Source organism: Paraburkholderia sp. (genome assembly GCF_049581445.1).
In the GTDB taxonomy this organism is placed as follows: Bacteria; Pseudomonadota; Gammaproteobacteria; order Burkholderiales; family Burkholderiaceae; genus Paraburkholderia.
Genome location: NZ_JBAURZ010000379.1, coordinates 1 through 14008 on the forward strand (window position 1 = coordinate 1; position 14008 = coordinate 14008).

15 protein-coding genes and 2 tRNA genes are annotated in these 14008 nt (G+C 62.5%); 5 read left to right on the forward strand and 12 right to left on the reverse strand.

The annotated features are described in order from the left end of the window. From WCA85_RS32805 to fdxA, 7 genes are all read right to left on the reverse strand, one after another. A partial coding sequence (locus WCA85_RS32805; RefSeq protein WP_424069509.1) for an AzlD domain-containing protein occupies positions 1–190 on the reverse strand: 190 nt, incomplete at its 3' end. Next, positions 187–855 (reverse strand): AzlC family ABC transporter permease, encoded by a 669-nt coding sequence (locus WCA85_RS32810; RefSeq protein WP_424069537.1) that lies wholly within the window; start codon positions 853–855, stop codon positions 187–189. The genes WCA85_RS32805 and WCA85_RS32810, both read right to left, overlap by 4 nt. A gap of 197 nt (positions 856–1052) precedes the next feature. After that, positions 1053–1880 (reverse strand): AraC family transcriptional regulator, encoded by an 828-nt coding sequence (locus WCA85_RS32815; RefSeq protein WP_424069511.1) that lies wholly within the window; start codon positions 1878–1880, stop codon positions 1053–1055. 62 nt (positions 1881–1942) lie between these two features. Continuing rightward, positions 1943–2419: a CreA family protein gene (locus WCA85_RS32820; RefSeq protein WP_424069513.1), complete on the reverse strand. Its 477-nt coding sequence runs from the start codon at positions 2417–2419 to the stop codon at positions 1943–1945. A gap of 241 nt (positions 2420–2660) precedes the next feature. Further along, positions 2661–2736: transfer RNA gene (locus tag WCA85_RS32825), tRNA-Asn, on the reverse strand. Positions 2737–2794: 58 nt separating this feature from the next. Then, a tRNA-Asn gene (locus tag WCA85_RS32830) sits at positions 2795–2870 on the reverse strand. 154 nt (positions 2871–3024) lie between these two features. Beyond that, positions 3025–3348: a ferredoxin FdxA gene (gene fdxA, locus WCA85_RS32835; protein ID WP_424069515.1), complete on the reverse strand. Its 324-nt coding sequence runs from the start codon at positions 3346–3348 to the stop codon at positions 3025–3027. 271 nt (positions 3349–3619) lie between these two features. On the opposite strand from fdxA, the gene pncB reads away from it, so the two are divergent. The 5 genes from pncB (at position 3620) to WCA85_RS32860 (ending at position 9682) form a co-directional block, all read left to right on the forward strand. Next, entirely contained in the window at positions 3620–4816 is a 1197-nt protein-coding gene (gene pncB, locus WCA85_RS32840; RefSeq protein WP_424069517.1) for a nicotinate phosphoribosyltransferase, read from the forward strand. A gap of 129 nt (positions 4817–4945) precedes the next feature. After that, entirely contained in the window at positions 4946–5608 is a 663-nt protein-coding gene (locus WCA85_RS32845; RefSeq protein WP_424069519.1) for a LutC/YkgG family protein, read from the forward strand. A gap of 115 nt (positions 5609–5723) precedes the next feature. Beyond that, entirely contained in the window at positions 5724–7148 is a 1425-nt protein-coding gene (locus WCA85_RS32850) for a sodium:proton antiporter (protein WP_424069521.1), read from the forward strand. 57 nt (positions 7149–7205) lie between these two features. Further along, the gene (locus WCA85_RS32855; protein WP_424069523.1) at positions 7206–8195 is read left to right on the forward strand and encodes a 2-hydroxyacid dehydrogenase; all 990 of its coding nucleotides are present in this window, start codon (positions 7206–7208) and stop codon (positions 8193–8195) included. Beyond that, the gene (locus WCA85_RS32860) at positions 8192–9682 is read left to right on the forward strand and encodes a DNA recombination protein RmuC (protein ID WP_424069525.1); all 1491 of its coding nucleotides are present in this window, start codon (positions 8192–8194) and stop codon (positions 9680–9682) included. The genes WCA85_RS32855 and WCA85_RS32860 overlap by 4 nt, the downstream gene beginning before the upstream one ends. 64 nt (positions 9683–9746) lie before the next feature. Here WCA85_RS32860 and WCA85_RS32865 read toward each other — a convergent pair whose 3' ends face one another. From WCA85_RS32865 to moaA, 5 genes are all read right to left on the reverse strand, one after another. After that, entirely contained in the window at positions 9747–10247 is a 501-nt protein-coding gene (locus tag WCA85_RS32865; protein WP_424069527.1) for an N-acetyltransferase family protein, read from the reverse strand. Beyond that, a complete protein-coding gene (locus WCA85_RS32870; protein WP_424069529.1) occupies positions 10247–10522 on the reverse strand; it encodes a hypothetical protein in 276 nt (91 codons plus the stop codon). The genes WCA85_RS32865 and WCA85_RS32870 overlap by 1 nt, the downstream gene beginning before the upstream one ends. Before the next feature lie 63 nt (positions 10523–10585). Then, complete coding sequence (glp, locus tag WCA85_RS32875; RefSeq protein WP_424069531.1) at positions 10586–11881, reverse strand: gephyrin-like molybdotransferase Glp; 1296 nt, start codon at positions 11879–11881, stop codon at positions 10586–10588. A 125-nt stretch (positions 11882–12006) separates the two neighbouring features. Then, positions 12007–12621, reverse strand: a complete 615-nt coding sequence (mobA, locus tag WCA85_RS32880; protein ID WP_424069533.1) for a molybdenum cofactor guanylyltransferase MobA — start codon at positions 12619–12621, stop codon at positions 12007–12009. Between the two features lie 13 nt (positions 12622–12634). Continuing rightward, entirely contained in the window at positions 12635–13744 is a 1110-nt protein-coding gene (gene moaA / locus WCA85_RS32885) for a GTP 3',8-cyclase MoaA (protein ID WP_424069535.1), read from the reverse strand. Positions 13745–14008 lie beyond the last annotated feature (264 nt).

The following is a 14008-nucleotide window of genomic DNA, read 5'->3' on the forward strand; positions in this document are numbered from 1 at the left end:
GCTCGGCGCCATCGCCGTGCGGCGAGACGGCCATTGGCACAATGATGGCGGTCAGCACCGTCACCGGCACGAAACCGAGCGCGGTGCGCACGAGCGGCGGGAACACCAGCCGGTCGCCGAGCACGAACACGGCGGCACGGATCATCCACGTGATCAGCGCCATCCCGAGGATCAACAGGACGTAGTTCATTGTGCCGCCTCCGTGGAGCGCTGCCGCAAGCCGGGATGCGACAGCAGCACACCCACTACGACCCCTGCGAACACGGCGCCAAGCAGCCCGAGCTTGTATGGCCAGGCTTGCCAGAAGAACGCCAGCGCGCCGGCGGTGACGGCAGCGGCCAGATAGCGCAGGGCGACCAGTTGCGGCACGACGATCGCGATGAAAGTCGCGACCATGGCGAAATCCAGTCCGAGCGACTGCAGGCCCGGAAAGGCTGCACCGAACAGCAGGCCGGCCAGCGTCCAGATTTGCCAGTTGATGTACATGGCGAGTCCGGCGCCGAGAAAGTAATAAGGACTCACCGAGCCAGGCGGGTGATGCCGGTAGTGAGACCAGGCAACGGCGAACACCTCGTCCGTGAGTACGCCGCCAAGCGCGAGGCGCCAGCGTAGGGGCAGATGCGAAACATACGGAGCGAGCGTGGCGCTATAGAGCACGTGGCGTAGGTTGACGACGAGCGTGGTGGCCCACACCACAGCAAAACTAGCGTGGCCGGCGATCAGCCCGAGCGCGATGAACTGCGCGGAGCCGGCGAACACGACGAGCGACATCAGTTGCCCGTGCCACGGGTGTAGCGGACCGGACGCGACGAGGGTGCCGAAGATCACGCCGAACGGCGCCGCGCCGACCATCATTGGAATGATGTCGCGCGCGCCGGCGTTGAATTCAGCGAAGCGGGTAGGGCGGTTGGGTTGGGTCAAGCTTGCCTCCTTGGTGCGCCGAGCATAGCGGGGCAAGGGTGGAGAGGGCTTGTACGTTCTTGCGGTTTGCGTCGTGGATGGCCGGACGGCAGGGAATAAAGTGGCGAACGTCTTTGATTAACGCGCGCTTCTCAGGCAGCCTGCCAGCGGCCCGGCGGCACGCCGAACACGCGACGGAAGTGTCGCGTGAAATGGCTTTGATCAGTGAAGCCGGTGGCGGCCGCGACTTCCGTTACGGACACGCCGGCACGCAGCGGCGCCAGCGAGCGCTGCAAGCGGACCTGATTGCGCCATGCATGCGGTGGCAAGCCAGTCGTCTGCGTGAAAAGGCGCGCCGCATGGAAGGGCGATAGCCCAGCCGCACTCGCCAGTTCGGCCAGTTGAACGGGCATCGTGAGACCGCCCGTCAGGCGCTCTTTCATGATTGCCACGCGGGTGTCGTCGCCGGCGCATCGTTGGGGTGTCGACTGGCTGCGCGAGTATCTGGCCAGAAGGGTCGAGAGCGCGTCGAGCATCGCGGCTTCGGCGGCGAGCGGGTCGGCTTCGGCTTCGAGCAGGCGGTGGGCGTGGGCGAGCCGCTGGGCCAGATCCAGATCGCGAATCACGCCGGGCTCGAACCAAGGCAAGGGCTGGGGCTGACCGGCGACCTCGCCTGCCAAGGAGCGCACGAAATCCACCGGCGCATAGAACACGCGATAGCGCCAGCCGGCCTCGATCGCCTTCGCGCCCGTGTGCAACTCACCCGGGTGGATGATGGGCACGCTGCCCGCTTCGGCGACATAGTCGCTGCCGCGATAGCGATACCCTTCGGCGCCGGCCACGATCACAGGAATCGTGTACGCGTCGTGCCAGTGTGGCGTGAACTCGTGATCGTGATATTCGGCTGTGAGCAGATCCGCGCCGGGCAGAAGCGGCGTGCGCCAGTAACGGGCAGAATCGCGGAAACGGCTGACGGGCATGATGAAACTCCGGCTCGGCCTGCCAGTTTAGCGCGCTCGGGCCTCCACTGTAGACATGATGCTCACTTGAGCGGAATGGCGGTGCCCGCCGGCATTGGGACGGCGCTCACGCTGTTTTTCGCGCTGCCGCTCGCGACGCGGTCGCTGTAGGTCATATAAACCAGCGTGTTGCGCTTCGCGTCGACCACCCGTACCACGTGCAGCGTCTTGAAGATCAGCGACATGCTCACGGAGAACACATCGGATTGCTGCTTGAGCGGCCCCGTGATCTTGATGGCGCCGACTTGCCGGCAGGCGATCGATGCCTCCGTCGGATCCTCGGCAACACCCAGCGTGCCTTTGATGCCGCCGGTGCGGGCGCGCGACACGTAGCAGGTGACGCCCTGAACGAGGGGGTCGTCGTAGGCCTCGACCACCACGCGGTCGGAACCTGTGACATGAAAGTTGGTGTTGACGCTTGCGACCTCCTCGCTATGGGCGACGGGCAGAGCAAAGGCGAGGGTGCAGCCGAGCGTGATGCGCGAGAAGGTGGATTTCATCGGGATGCCGGATAAAAAACACCATCGTATAACGGCGGACAGGGTGTATTCCGACGTAATCACGCACGTTAGCCAATATATTTGCTATTGACGCGACCCGTTGCAACGGGCGGTGAATCAGGGCGCGTTGGCCTTTCAGGGGCAACCCCACGCCGCTTGAAGCAGACTTGAAGCTGACCATTCACCGCACATTCACCGCCAAAAACAAAAGGCCCGCACGAATGCGGGCCTTCAAATTTTTTGGCTCCTCGACCTGGGCTCGAACCAGGGACCTACGGATTAACAGTCCGGCGCTCTACCAACTGAGCTATCGAGGAACAGCAGTACAACTTTACATAAAAAAGCCCGTCATGGTTAACGGGCCTTTGCAATTCTTGGCTCCCCGACCTGGGCTCGAACCAGGGACCTACGGATTAACAGTCCGGCGCTCTACCAACTGAGCTATCGGGGAACAGCAAAAGCAGAGAAGCGAAATTGTAGGAGGTACTACTGGGGCTGTCAATACCTTGCGCGTATCTCTATATCTTCGAACTGGCGCGCCTTAACAAACCTGCACGGCCGCTTAAAGGACCGACGGCGCACCAGCCGCGCACCGCCCTGGCAGATCAGCGAGCGAGCAAAGCCAGTTTTTCCTTCACGTCCTTGAACTCGTCCGCTTCGGGCAACGGCGCCTTGGTCTTCGTGATGCTAGGCCAGTTCTTGGCGAGCTCTGCATTCAGCGCGGTGAAGTCCTGCTGGTCGCCCGGCACGTCTTCTTCCGCGTAGATGGCGTTCACCGGACATTCGGCGACGCACACGGCACAGTCGATGCACTCATCGGGGTCGATCGCGAGGAAGTTGGGACCTTCGCGAAAGCAGTCCACCGGGCACACATCAACGCAGTCGGTATAGCGGCACTTGATGCAGCTTTCGGTCACAACGTGAGTCATTCGAGCAGCTCCTGCATGCGGTATCGGGGAGGCGAAACGCCAAAAGCGGTATTGTAACGTAACGTCAAGAGGCGTATGCGGCACGCGCTCCACCCGGTTTATACGATTTCGTGATTAGTTTATGGCGCCGCGGGTGGGCGCTGGAGCATATGGCGAGGCGCATTCGGGTAACATGCGTCAGATTGGCGCGCAGGGGCGTGCCACAGGCGCATGAGCCCTGTGCACGGGCCATGTCAGGCCCTCCGTTTTCCGCAGTCCGGTTCGCACCATCATGATTATTACTTCGCTGCTCGATACTGATCTGTACAAGTTCACGATGATGCAGGTCGTTCTGCATCATTTTCCTGCTGCGAGCGTGGAATACCGCTTTCGTTGCCGGACGCCGAAAGTCAACCTCGTGCCGTACATCAAGGAGATTCGCGATGAAGTGCGCAAGCTGTGCGAGCTGCGCTTTGCCGACGACGAACTCGATTACCTGCGGCGCATGCGCTTCATCAAGGGCGATTTCATCGAGTTCCTCGCGCTCTTCCACCTGAGCGAGAAGTACATTTCGATTACGGCTTCGCCCAAGGGCAACGGCGAGATTGATATCGACATCAAGGGTCCGTGGCTGCACACGATCCTGTTCGAGATCCCCGTGCTCGCGATCGTCAATGAAGTCTACTTCCGCAACACGCAACAGCAGCCGGCTTATGGCGAGGGCCGCGAGCGGCTCGGCGAGAAGATCAAGCTGCTCGGCGCGCGGCCGGAATTCGCCGACTGCAAGATCGCCGACTACGGCACGCGGCGCCGCTTCTCAAAGCGCTGGCACGAAGAGGTGATCCTCACGCTGAAAGACGACCTGGGTGAACAGTTCACCGGCACCAGCAACGTCTTTTACGCGATGAAGCATGGCCTCACGCCGCTGGGCACGATGGCGCATGAATATCTGCAGGCCTGCCAGGCGCTCGGTCCGCGGCTGCGCGATTCGCAGATTTACGGCTTCGAGATGTGGGCGAAGGAATATCGCGGTGACCTGGGTATCGCGCTGTCCGACGTGTACGGCATGGAAGCGTTCCTGCGCGATTTCGACATGTATTTCTGCAAGCTGTTCGACGGTGCGCGCCATGACTCGGGCGATCCCTTCGAATGGGGCGAGCGGCTGTTGCGCCACTACGAGGCGAACCGCTGCGACCCGCGCACGAAAGTGCTGGTATTTTCGGACGCGCTCGACATCCCGAAGGTCCTGCAATTGTACGAACGCTTCCGTGGTCGCTGCAAACTCGCCTTCGGTGTCGGCACGAATCTGACCAACGATCTGGGTTACAACCCGCTGCAGATCGTTATCAAGATGGTTCGCGCCAATGGCCAGCCGGTCGCGAAACTTTCCGATTCGCCGGGCAAGAACATGTGCGAAGACAAGGCTTACCTGGCCTACTTACGTCAGGTCTTCGGCATCACACAGCCGGACGAGGAAACGCCGAAGTAATGCTTGCGTGCGGCGCGTTCGCGTCGCACGCCCTGGCCATCTGGACGGCTGTTTGCGCACGAGGTGGCCGGTATAATCCTCGCGATGCCGCACGGCTATCGTAACGAGAACCTCGCGAGGACTTGCCCCATGGATACATCGATCGCTCGCCGCAACATTCTGGCGCGCATCCGCGCTGCCCAGGGACGTGAAGGCGAACCGTCCGCCTCGGAACGTGAGGCCGCGGCTGACTATCTGATGCGTCACCCACAAGGACCGCGGCCGCCTATGCCGGACGACCTGGTCACGCGCTTCATTGAAGAAGCGCGCAAGATGGCCACCACCGTCGAAAGCGTCGATGCATTGAGCGACGCGCCGGCTGCCGCGCATCGCTATCTGACTGTACAGAGCCTGCCGTTGCAGGCGATTGCATGGCAAACGCTGCAGGATCTCGGCTGGTCCGAAGCGGGACTTACGGTCGAATTTCGCAAACCTGAAAATGACGATCTGGTCGGCATCACCGGCTGCTTTTGTGCGACGGCCGAAACCGGCACGCTGGTATTGTTGTCCGGGCCGCAAACCTATGCATCAGCGGGGTTGCTGCCGGAAACCCATATCGCCATCGTGCCGGCCTCGCGGATCGTCGCCGGCCATGAAGACGCGTTCAATCTGATTCGCGTCGAACGGGGTGAACTGCCGCGCGCGGTGAACTTCGTGTCGGGTCCGTCGCGTACCGGCGATATCGAGCAGACCATCGTGCTCGGCGCGCATGGCCCTTACCGGGTGCATGTGATTGTTGTGCGCGGCGCGTGAACCGCGTGCCGCGTCGCGAACACGGCTCCGGCATCTCACCTTGTGAACGCAGCCGCACCTAACCTTATCTACTCGCTCTCACTTGCTACCACGTTTGAAGTCACAGGATCCCAACATGAGGCGACACGCCGCGTGGACGACCATCGGAAGTGTCGCCGCACTGGCGCTTGCGCCTCAATTCGCATCAGCCGCCACGCTCGATGGCGCAACGCTATCGGCATGGTGGGGCGTGCCGTTCGCCGGCGTGCTGTTGTCTATCGCCATCTTTCCGCTGATCGCGCCGGCGTTCTGGCATCACCATTTCGGCAAGATTGCAGCGGGTTGGGCGATTCTGTTCCTCGCACCGTTTGGCGCCGTGTTTGGCGCGGGCACGGCATTCGGCGCGTTCGTCCACGCGATGCTGGAAGAGTACGTGCCATTCATCGTGCTGCTAACTACCCTCTATACCGTCGCGGGCGGTATTTGTGTGCGTGGCAATCTGCACGGCTCGCCGCGGCTTAATACCGCGATCCTGGCGCTGGGGACCGTGCTCGCCAGCATCATGGGCACGACCGGCGCGGCGATGCTGCTGATCCGCCCGTTGCTGCGGGCCAATGACAACCGGAAGCACGTCGTCCACGTGGTGGTGTTTTTCATCTTCCTCGTCGCCAACGCGGGCGGTTCGCTTTCGCCGCTCGGCGATCCGCCGCTCTTTCTCGGTTTTCTCAATGGCGTGAATTTTTTCTGGACCACTACGCATCTGGCGTTGCCGATGCTATTCATCTGCGCCGTTTTGTTAGCCACGTTCTATGCACTGGATTCGTATTTCTACCACCGGCGCGAAGAGGAGCGTGCGCCGTTCCTCGATCCGACGCCGGACTCGCCGATGTTGGGCATCGACGGCAAGATCAATTTTGTGCTGCTCGGGGCGGTTATCGCCTTGGTTCTGATGAGCGGCTTGTGGAAGCCAGGCATCGAATTTGACCTGTTCGGCACGCATGTCGCCCTGCAAAACCTTGTGCGAGACCTGGCGCTGATCGCGCTCGCGCTGCTGTCGCTGGCGGTGACGCCGCGTGCGGCACGCGCAGGCAACGACTTCAACTGGGCACCGATTGAAGAGGTCGCCAAGCTGTTTGCCGGCATCTTCATCACGATCGCCCCGGTCATCATGATCTTGCGCGCGGGCGACGCTGGGGCGTTTGCCGGCATCGTTCATCTCGTTCAGGACGCGTCCGGTCAGCCTCAAGACGCGGCGTACTTCTGGGCCACTGGGCTGCTGTCCTCGTTTCTCGACAATGCGCCAACCTACCTGGTGTTCTTCAATCTCGCGGGCGGCGACGCGCATGCGTTGATGACCACGGGCGCCACGACGCTCGCCGCGATTTCGGCCGGCGCCGTATTCATGGGCGCGAACAGTTATATCGGCAATGCGCCCAACTTCATGGTGAAGGCGATTGCCGAGTCACGCGGCGTGCGCATGCCCAGTTTTTTCGCTTACCTGGGGTGGTCGGTCGTCGTGCTGGTGCCGGTGTTTCTGATGACCACCTGGCTGTTCTTTTAGCGTTTGATTTGTGCCGGGACAAGCAGGCAATCCCGGCGCGCTATTCGGAGAATTGCAATGCAGAAGATCCTGGTCGCACGTCCGATTTTTCCGGATGTGATTGAACGCCTCAAACAGTATTTCGATGTCGACTGGAACAACGGCGACGTGCTGTCCGCAGACGAATTCACGCGCCGCCTCGCTGACAAGGACGGCGCGCTGACCGCCGGCGACCCGGTTGGTGCATCCGTGCTCGCAGCGGCGCCGCGACTGCGGGTCGTGGCCAACATGGCGGTGGGTTACAACAACTTCGACATGGCTGCGTTTAGCGCCGCAAATGTGCTCGGTACCAACACGCCGGACGTGTTGAACGAATCCACTGCCGACTTCGGCTGGGCACTGATGATGGCCGCCGCTCGCCGGATTGCTGAATCGGAGCACTGGCTGCGTGCCGGACACTGGCAGAAATGGGCGTATGACGCGTTTCTCGGCAGCGACATCCATGGTTCAACGCTGGGTGTGATCGGCATGGGTCGGATCGGCCAGGCGGTCGCGCGCCGCGCCCGCGGTTTCAACATGCAGGTGATCTATCACAACCGCTCGCGGGTCGCGCCGGAGATCGAAGCCGAACTGAACGCGCAATATGTGTCGAAAGAGGAACTGTTGCGGCGGGCCGATCACGTCGTGCTGGTCCTGCCTTACACGAAGGACAACCACCATACGATCGGCGCGGCCGAACTCGCGCAGATGAAGCCAACCGCCACGCTCACCAACATCGCGCGCGGCGGTATTGTCGACGACGCGGCGCTCGTCGACGCGTTGCGCGCGAAGCGTATTGCAGCGGCCGGGCTCGATGTCTACGAGGGTGAGCCGGACCTGAATCCCGACTTGCTCACCGTGCCGAACGTCGTGCTAGCGCCGCACATAGCGAGCGCCACGGAAGCCACGCGCCGCGCGATGGCCAATCTCGCTGCCGACAACCTGATCGCCGCACTCGGCGAAGGCCCCAACGCGGGTCGTCCTGCCAACCCGATCAATCCCGAAGTGATCGGCAAGGCGCGCTCATGACGATGATGTTGCCTGCGGCGGTCATGGTGTTGACCGTCGCATTGCTGATTGCCTTGCTGATGCTGGTGTCGGTTCTGAAGCGCGGCAATGGTCAGGCGGACCTCGACAAGCGGTTCGACGACCTGGGTGACCATATCGGCGCAACCGGTGCGGCACAGACGCGCGCTTATGAGCGGCTCGAGCGTGAGCTGCGCGGTGAGATCACAGAGACGGCGCGTGTGTCGCGCACCGAGTTGAACGGCGGGTTTTCGCAGTTCCAGCAAACACTCGCAGCGCAGTTCACCAGTATGACTACGCTGCAGAGCGGCAAGATAGACGGCTTCGCTCAACAGCTTGTCAAGCTGACCGAAACGAATGCCCAGCAGCTCGAGGCGGTGCGGCATAGCGTGCAACAGCAGGCCCAGCAGGCGCGCGAAGAGCAGGCTGTGGTGCTGACACGTTTCGGAGAAACGCTGACCGCGCAACTGGGACAACTCACTGAGGCTAACGACCGCCGCTTCGCCGAGGTGCGTGCGACGATCGAGCAGCGGCTGAAGGACATTGAGGCGAACAACTCGGCCAAGCTCGAGGAGATGCGTCGCACGGTAGATGAAAAACTGCATGCCACGCTGGAACAGCGGCTGGGTGAATCCTTCAAGCAGGTGTCGGAGCGCCTTGAGCAGGTGCATCGCGGCCTTGGGGAAATGCAGACGTTGGCTGCAGGTGTGGGCGACCTGAAGAAGGTGCTGACCAACGTCAAGACACGCGGCACGTGGGGCGAAGTGCAGCTTGAAGCATTGCTCGAACAATTGCTCACGGTGGATCAGTACGCGAAGAACATCGCGACGGTGCCGCAAAGCGCCGAGCGGGTGGAGTTCGCCATCAAGCTGCCGGGTCGTCTTGAGCAGGATGGGACGGCTCTCCCGGTCTGGCTGCCCATCGACGCCAAGTTCCCGCGCGAAGACTACGAGCGGCTGATCGATGCCCAGGAGCGCGCTGACCCGGGCGCGGTCGAAGAAGCGTCGCGCGCGCTGGAGGCGCGCATTCGCGCTGAGGCTCGCACGATCGCGGAGAAATACGTGTCGCCGCCGCACACGACGGATTTCGCACTGCTGTTCCTGCCCACTGAAGGCCTCTACGCGGAAATCCTGCGCCGTCCAGGGCTCACCGACCTGTTGCAACGGGATTACCGCGTGACGATCGCTGGCCCGACCACGTTGACCGCGTTGCTCAACAGCCTGCAAATGGGCTTTCGCACGCTGGCTATCGAGAAGCGATCAAGCGAGGTGTGGCAAGTGCTGGGCGCGGTGAAGACCGAGTTCGGCAAATTTGGCGATGTGCTGGCGAGAACCCGGTCGCAACTCGAAACGGTCACGCGCTCAATCGACGCCGCAGAAAAACGAACCCGAGTGATGAACCGCAAACTGCGCGACGTTGAAGCGTTGCCCGGTGATGAGGCGGCAGGCCTGCTTGGTGACGCGCTATCTGGCGCTGATGCGGACGAGTGAATAGTCCGTGGTTGACTCAGGTTGAACGCTAACGGGCGCTCAACCTGTTCGGAGCCTGGTTTCTTTAACCGGCCTTGGCGGAAGTCGCGCCGGCCAGCGCATCAAGCGCATCGCCGGTGATCCGCACCACACGCCATTCCGGCAACACGGTCGCGCCCATCTTTTCGTAGAAGCTGATGGCCGGTTGATTCCAGTCGAGCACCGTCCATTCGAAACGGCCGCATTGCCGCTCCACAGCCAGCGCCGCCAGTTGCCGCAGCATACGGGTACCGAGGCCGCTGCCGCGCTGCGACGGCTGCACGTACAGGTCTTCCAGATACAGTCCGCGGCGGCCGAGGAAGGTCGAGAAGTTATGGAAGAAGAGTGAGTAGCCGACGATGCGGCCGTCTTCTTCCTCAGCCACCATCGCCTCGGACGATGGCCGTGCGCCAAACAACGCGTCATGCACACCTGCTTCAGTGGCGACGAACAGATGTGTGAGCTTTTCGAATTCGGCCAGTTCGAGCATCAACGAAAAAATGGCGCCGATGTCGCCCGGCGTGGCGCTACGAATCGTCGCTGCCATCACGCTTCCTCGGGCGCGTCGCTCAAGTGGATCTCAATGCCGCCGAAGCGCGATGCCACCCAGTTATAGGCGTGGCAGGCGATCCAGAGCAGGATGAAGCCGAGAATCGCGTTCAGCAGCAGCGCGCTGAAGATCGTGGTCAACTCGACCGACCCGTAACGAAAAAACGCCACCAGCACGCCGAGCAGCACGATAGGTACGCTGAAAGTCAGGTAGACGAGAATGAGCGCCTTGGCAGTCTGTCCCGGTGCAATGAACGAGATCTGTTTTTTCATGTAGATCAAACCCGTTGGTCGTAGTGATGAGGGTAAGTAGAAGGAGCGCGGCGGCCGGTTCAGTCAGATCAGGCCGTCGAACAGCATGACATCGACGCTTTCGCCAGCGACCACGTCAGATCGTTCGTGTGCGAGCACGATAAAGCAATTGGCTTCGCTCATGGAACTCAGCACGCCGGAACTTTGCGAGCCGGTTGGCGTGACATGCCATTGACCGTTGGCATCGCGCCTGGCAATGCCGCGCTGATATTCGGTGCGTCCAACGCGCTTGCGTATTATTTCGGCGCTAGCAGCCTGCAGCAGCGGCACTGGTTGCGCTGACGCGCCGGACATGACCAGCAGGGCTTCGCGCACGATCTGGTAGAAGGTCACCATCACGGCAACCGGGTTACCCGGCAAGCCGAAGAAAAGTGCAGGCAGGCCGACGCCGGGCCGTTCACCGGACCACACGCGTCCGAACGCGAGTGGGCGCCCCGGGCGCATGGCGAGGCTCCAGAACGCGACGTCGCCGAAGGTCTGCAAGAGTTGCTTGGTCAAATCGGCTTCGCCGACCGAAACGCCGCCCGAGGTCAGGACGACATCGGCACTGGCGGCAGCACTGCGCAGGGCCGTTTCCAGCGCCGCGGGCTGGTCGCGCACCACGCCCAGGTCGAGCGGGTCGATATTCAGGCGGCGCAGCATGGCGAACAGCGTGTGCCGGTTGCTGTCATACACGCAGCCGGGTTCGAGCGGTTCGCCGAGCGAACGCAATTCGTCGCCGGTCGAAAAGAAGGCGACACGTAGACGGCGCCGGACCGGCACTTCACCGATCCCCAGCGAAGCGATCAGCCCAAGGTCTGACGAGCGCAAGATGCGCCCGGCGCGCAACGCAGCGCTGCCACGGGGGAGATCTTCACCGGCCAGACGCCGGTTCGCGCCGGCGCGCACTGCATTGGCCGGAAAGCGGATCGTTTCGCCGGAGCAGGCGACGAGTTCTTGCGGCACGACCGTATCGCAGCCGGCCGGCATGCAAGCGCCGGTCATGACGCGCACGCATGCCGTTGGTGCCACAGCGCCGCCGAATGGATGTCCCGCCAGCGCCTTGCCGGCCACCGTGAGTTCCACAGTGGCTCCCTGGTCCTCAAGAACTGCGCTGCGCAAGGCGTAGCCGTCCATCGCGGAGTTGTCGTGCGCGGGCACGTCGCAGGGGGACACGATGTCTTCAGCCAGCACGCGGTCGAGCGCATCGTGTAGAGGCACGTGTTCAACCGCGGTGACGGGCGTGGCCCACTGGCGCACGATGGCCTGAGCGGCCGTCACCGGGAGCGCTTGTGGATCGTATTGGGTGACGCAGCTGGAAAATTCGTTGAGCGTGGTCATGAATGAGGAGCGTCGCGGCCGGAAGCGGTCGGTCGGATACGGTTGATTGACCGCATCCGGACAGGGTTGCCGCCGTGCGTCTGGAGCAGGATTTCAGCTGGGACCCGAGCCGCGATCACGGTTGGCTACGGTCGCTCGAGGTCGGCGAGTTCTTGCAAAGAGTTGATATTGTAAAACGCGCGCTCGTCGGTAAAGGTGACTTCAACCGTCTTGTGGCGCGCGTACCACGCGCGAACCTTGCGTTCACCGGCCTCCAGAAAGGCCGAGAGGTCGTCGGCCAGCGACGTGCGCAGTAACGCGAAAACGGGGTGAATCGAGGAGTTGCCGAGGCCATCGATGGTGCTGACCGTGGCGATGTCGGCCCCGTGCGCTTCGAGTGCGTGAGCGAGGCGCGTGGCGAGATCGGCAGGCAGGCCCGGCGAGTCGCACGGAGCACTCAGTACGAATGCCGTGTCGGCGGCCCGCAGCCCGGCCAGCAAGCCCGCCAGCGGCCCGGGAAACCCGGGCAGCGTATCCGCCACGACAGTTGCGCTGAATGGCGCCCCGAGCGCGGCATAAGCCTCGGCATGCCGATTGGCGCTGATGAGCAGCGGTCCTGTCTGCGGGGCGAGCCGTTTCAGAACGTGCGAAGCGAGGGCTTCGCCATGCAGCAGTTGCAGACCTTTGTCGACGCCACCCATGCGCATGCCGCGCCCGCCGGCCAGGACCAGCCCCGTGAGGTGCACAGATGAGAGACTCATGGGCAAAACAGCTTCAGCCGCCGATGTAAGACATTTCGACGCGTGGCTCTGGTGACGCCTGCGACGCGGCTGCGCCGCTGCCGCGCAGTTGCGAGTAGCGGTCGGTACGGGCTTGCCAGATATGGGCGATCGCGGAGGCGATTGCTTCGTCGCTTGAGCCGTTGCGAACGAGTGCGCGCAGATCGTGCCCCGTGGACGCGAACAAACACAGGTAGAGCTTGCCTTCAGTAGAAAGCCGGGCGCGGGTGCAAGTCCCGCAGAATGCGCGCGTCACGCTGGAAATGACGCCGATTTCGCCGCTATCGTCCGCGTAGCCCCAACGCTGCGCGGTTTCCGCCGCGCTATGTGCTTCGAGCGGCACGAGCGGAAAATGCTCGTCAATGCGGGCAATCACGTCGGAGGATGGCAGCACTTCCGCCATATTCCAGCCGTTCGAAGTGCCCACATCCATGTATTCGATGAAACGCAGCACAGCGCCTGTGCCTTTGAAATGGCGCGCCATGGGAATGATCTCGCTGTCGTTCGTGCCACGCTTGACCACCATATTGATCTTGACCGGCGCAAGGCCGACCGCCTGAGCGGCGGCGATGCCTTCCAGCACGTCATCCACGGCGAAATCGGCGTCGTTCATGCGTCGGAACAAGGCGTCGTCAAGCGCGTCGAGACTGACGGTGACGCGCGTAAGCCCTGCGTCTCTCAAACTGCGCGCCTTGCGGGCGAGCAGCGAGCCGTTGGTCGTCAGGGTGACGTCGAGGGGGCGGCCCTCGGGCGTGGTGAGTTGCGCAAGCCGCTCGATCAGGAATTCGAGATTTTTGCGCAATAGCGGTTCGCCGCCGGTCAGGCGAATTTTTTCCACGCCGTGAGCCACGAACAGCCGGGCAACGCGCTCGATCTCCTCGAAGCTCAGAAGCGCGCCGTGCGGCAGGAAGGCGTAGTCCTTGTCGAACACCGCCCGCGGCATGCAGTACACGCAGCGGAAATTGCAGCGATCCGTGACCGAAATCCTCAAATCGCGCAGCGGGCGTGCCAATGCATCGCGCAGCACGCCGCTTGGCGTCTGCATGGGGCCGGAGAACACCGGCACTGCGCTGACATCGGCAACAGGAATGACGCGACGGGACATGGATTGCTTCGCTAAGGTGCGGACTTTCATTTTAGCGGAAGGTCCGCCCGGTCACAGTGGGGCGAATACCCGCATGGATATAACAAAAAGCCCGCCGTCAGCGAACTGACGGCGGGCTTTTTGCACTACTTCGACGCGTGTTGCGACGGGTTCGACGGCTTACTGCTGATGCTTCGCCGTTTCAACCTGTTGCATCGGCGCGCTGTCGGCCGCCGGCAGCGACTTGCGTTCGCGGGGCACGCGAGCCGGCTTGACGGCTTGCGC

Excerpts from the sequence above, each read along its gene's own strand:
- WCA85_RS32810 (WP_424069537.1), bottom strand. The coding sequence starts at position 855 with ATGATGGTCGGCGCGGCGCCGTTCGGCGTGATCTTCGGCACCCTCGTC.
- WCA85_RS32815 (WP_424069511.1), bottom strand. The coding sequence starts at position 1,880 with ATGCCCGTCAGCCGTTTCCGCGATTCTGCCCGTTACTGGCGCACGCCG.
- WCA85_RS32820 (WP_424069513.1), bottom strand. The coding sequence starts at position 2,419 with ATGAAATCCACCTTCTCGCGCATCACGCTCGGCTGCACCCTCGCCTTT.
- fdxA (WP_424069515.1), bottom strand. The coding sequence starts at position 3,348 with ATGACTCACGTTGTGACCGAAAGCTGCATCAAGTGCCGCTATACCGAC.
- pncB (WP_424069517.1), top strand. The coding sequence starts at position 3,620 with ATGATTATTACTTCGCTGCTCGATACTGATCTGTACAAGTTCACGATG.
- WCA85_RS32845 (WP_424069519.1), top strand. The coding sequence starts at position 4,946 with ATGGATACATCGATCGCTCGCCGCAACATTCTGGCGCGCATCCGCGCT.
- WCA85_RS32850 (WP_424069521.1), top strand. The coding sequence starts at position 5,724 with ATGAGGCGACACGCCGCGTGGACGACCATCGGAAGTGTCGCCGCACTG.
- WCA85_RS32855 (WP_424069523.1), top strand. The coding sequence starts at position 7,206 with ATGCAGAAGATCCTGGTCGCACGTCCGATTTTTCCGGATGTGATTGAA.
- WCA85_RS32860 (WP_424069525.1), top strand. The coding sequence starts at position 8,192 with ATGACGATGATGTTGCCTGCGGCGGTCATGGTGTTGACCGTCGCATTG.
- WCA85_RS32865 (WP_424069527.1), bottom strand. The coding sequence starts at position 10,247 with ATGGCAGCGACGATTCGTAGCGCCACGCCGGGCGACATCGGCGCCATT.
- WCA85_RS32870 (WP_424069529.1), bottom strand. The coding sequence starts at position 10,522 with ATGAAAAAACAGATCTCGTTCATTGCACCGGGACAGACTGCCAAGGCG.
- glp (WP_424069531.1), bottom strand. The coding sequence starts at position 11,881 with ATGACCACGCTCAACGAATTTTCCAGCTGCGTCACCCAATACGATCCA.
- mobA (WP_424069533.1), bottom strand. The coding sequence starts at position 12,621 with ATGAGTCTCTCATCTGTGCACCTCACGGGGCTGGTCCTGGCCGGCGGG.
- moaA (WP_424069535.1), bottom strand. The coding sequence starts at position 13,744 with ATGTCCCGTCGCGTCATTCCTGTTGCCGATGTCAGCGCAGTGCCGGTG.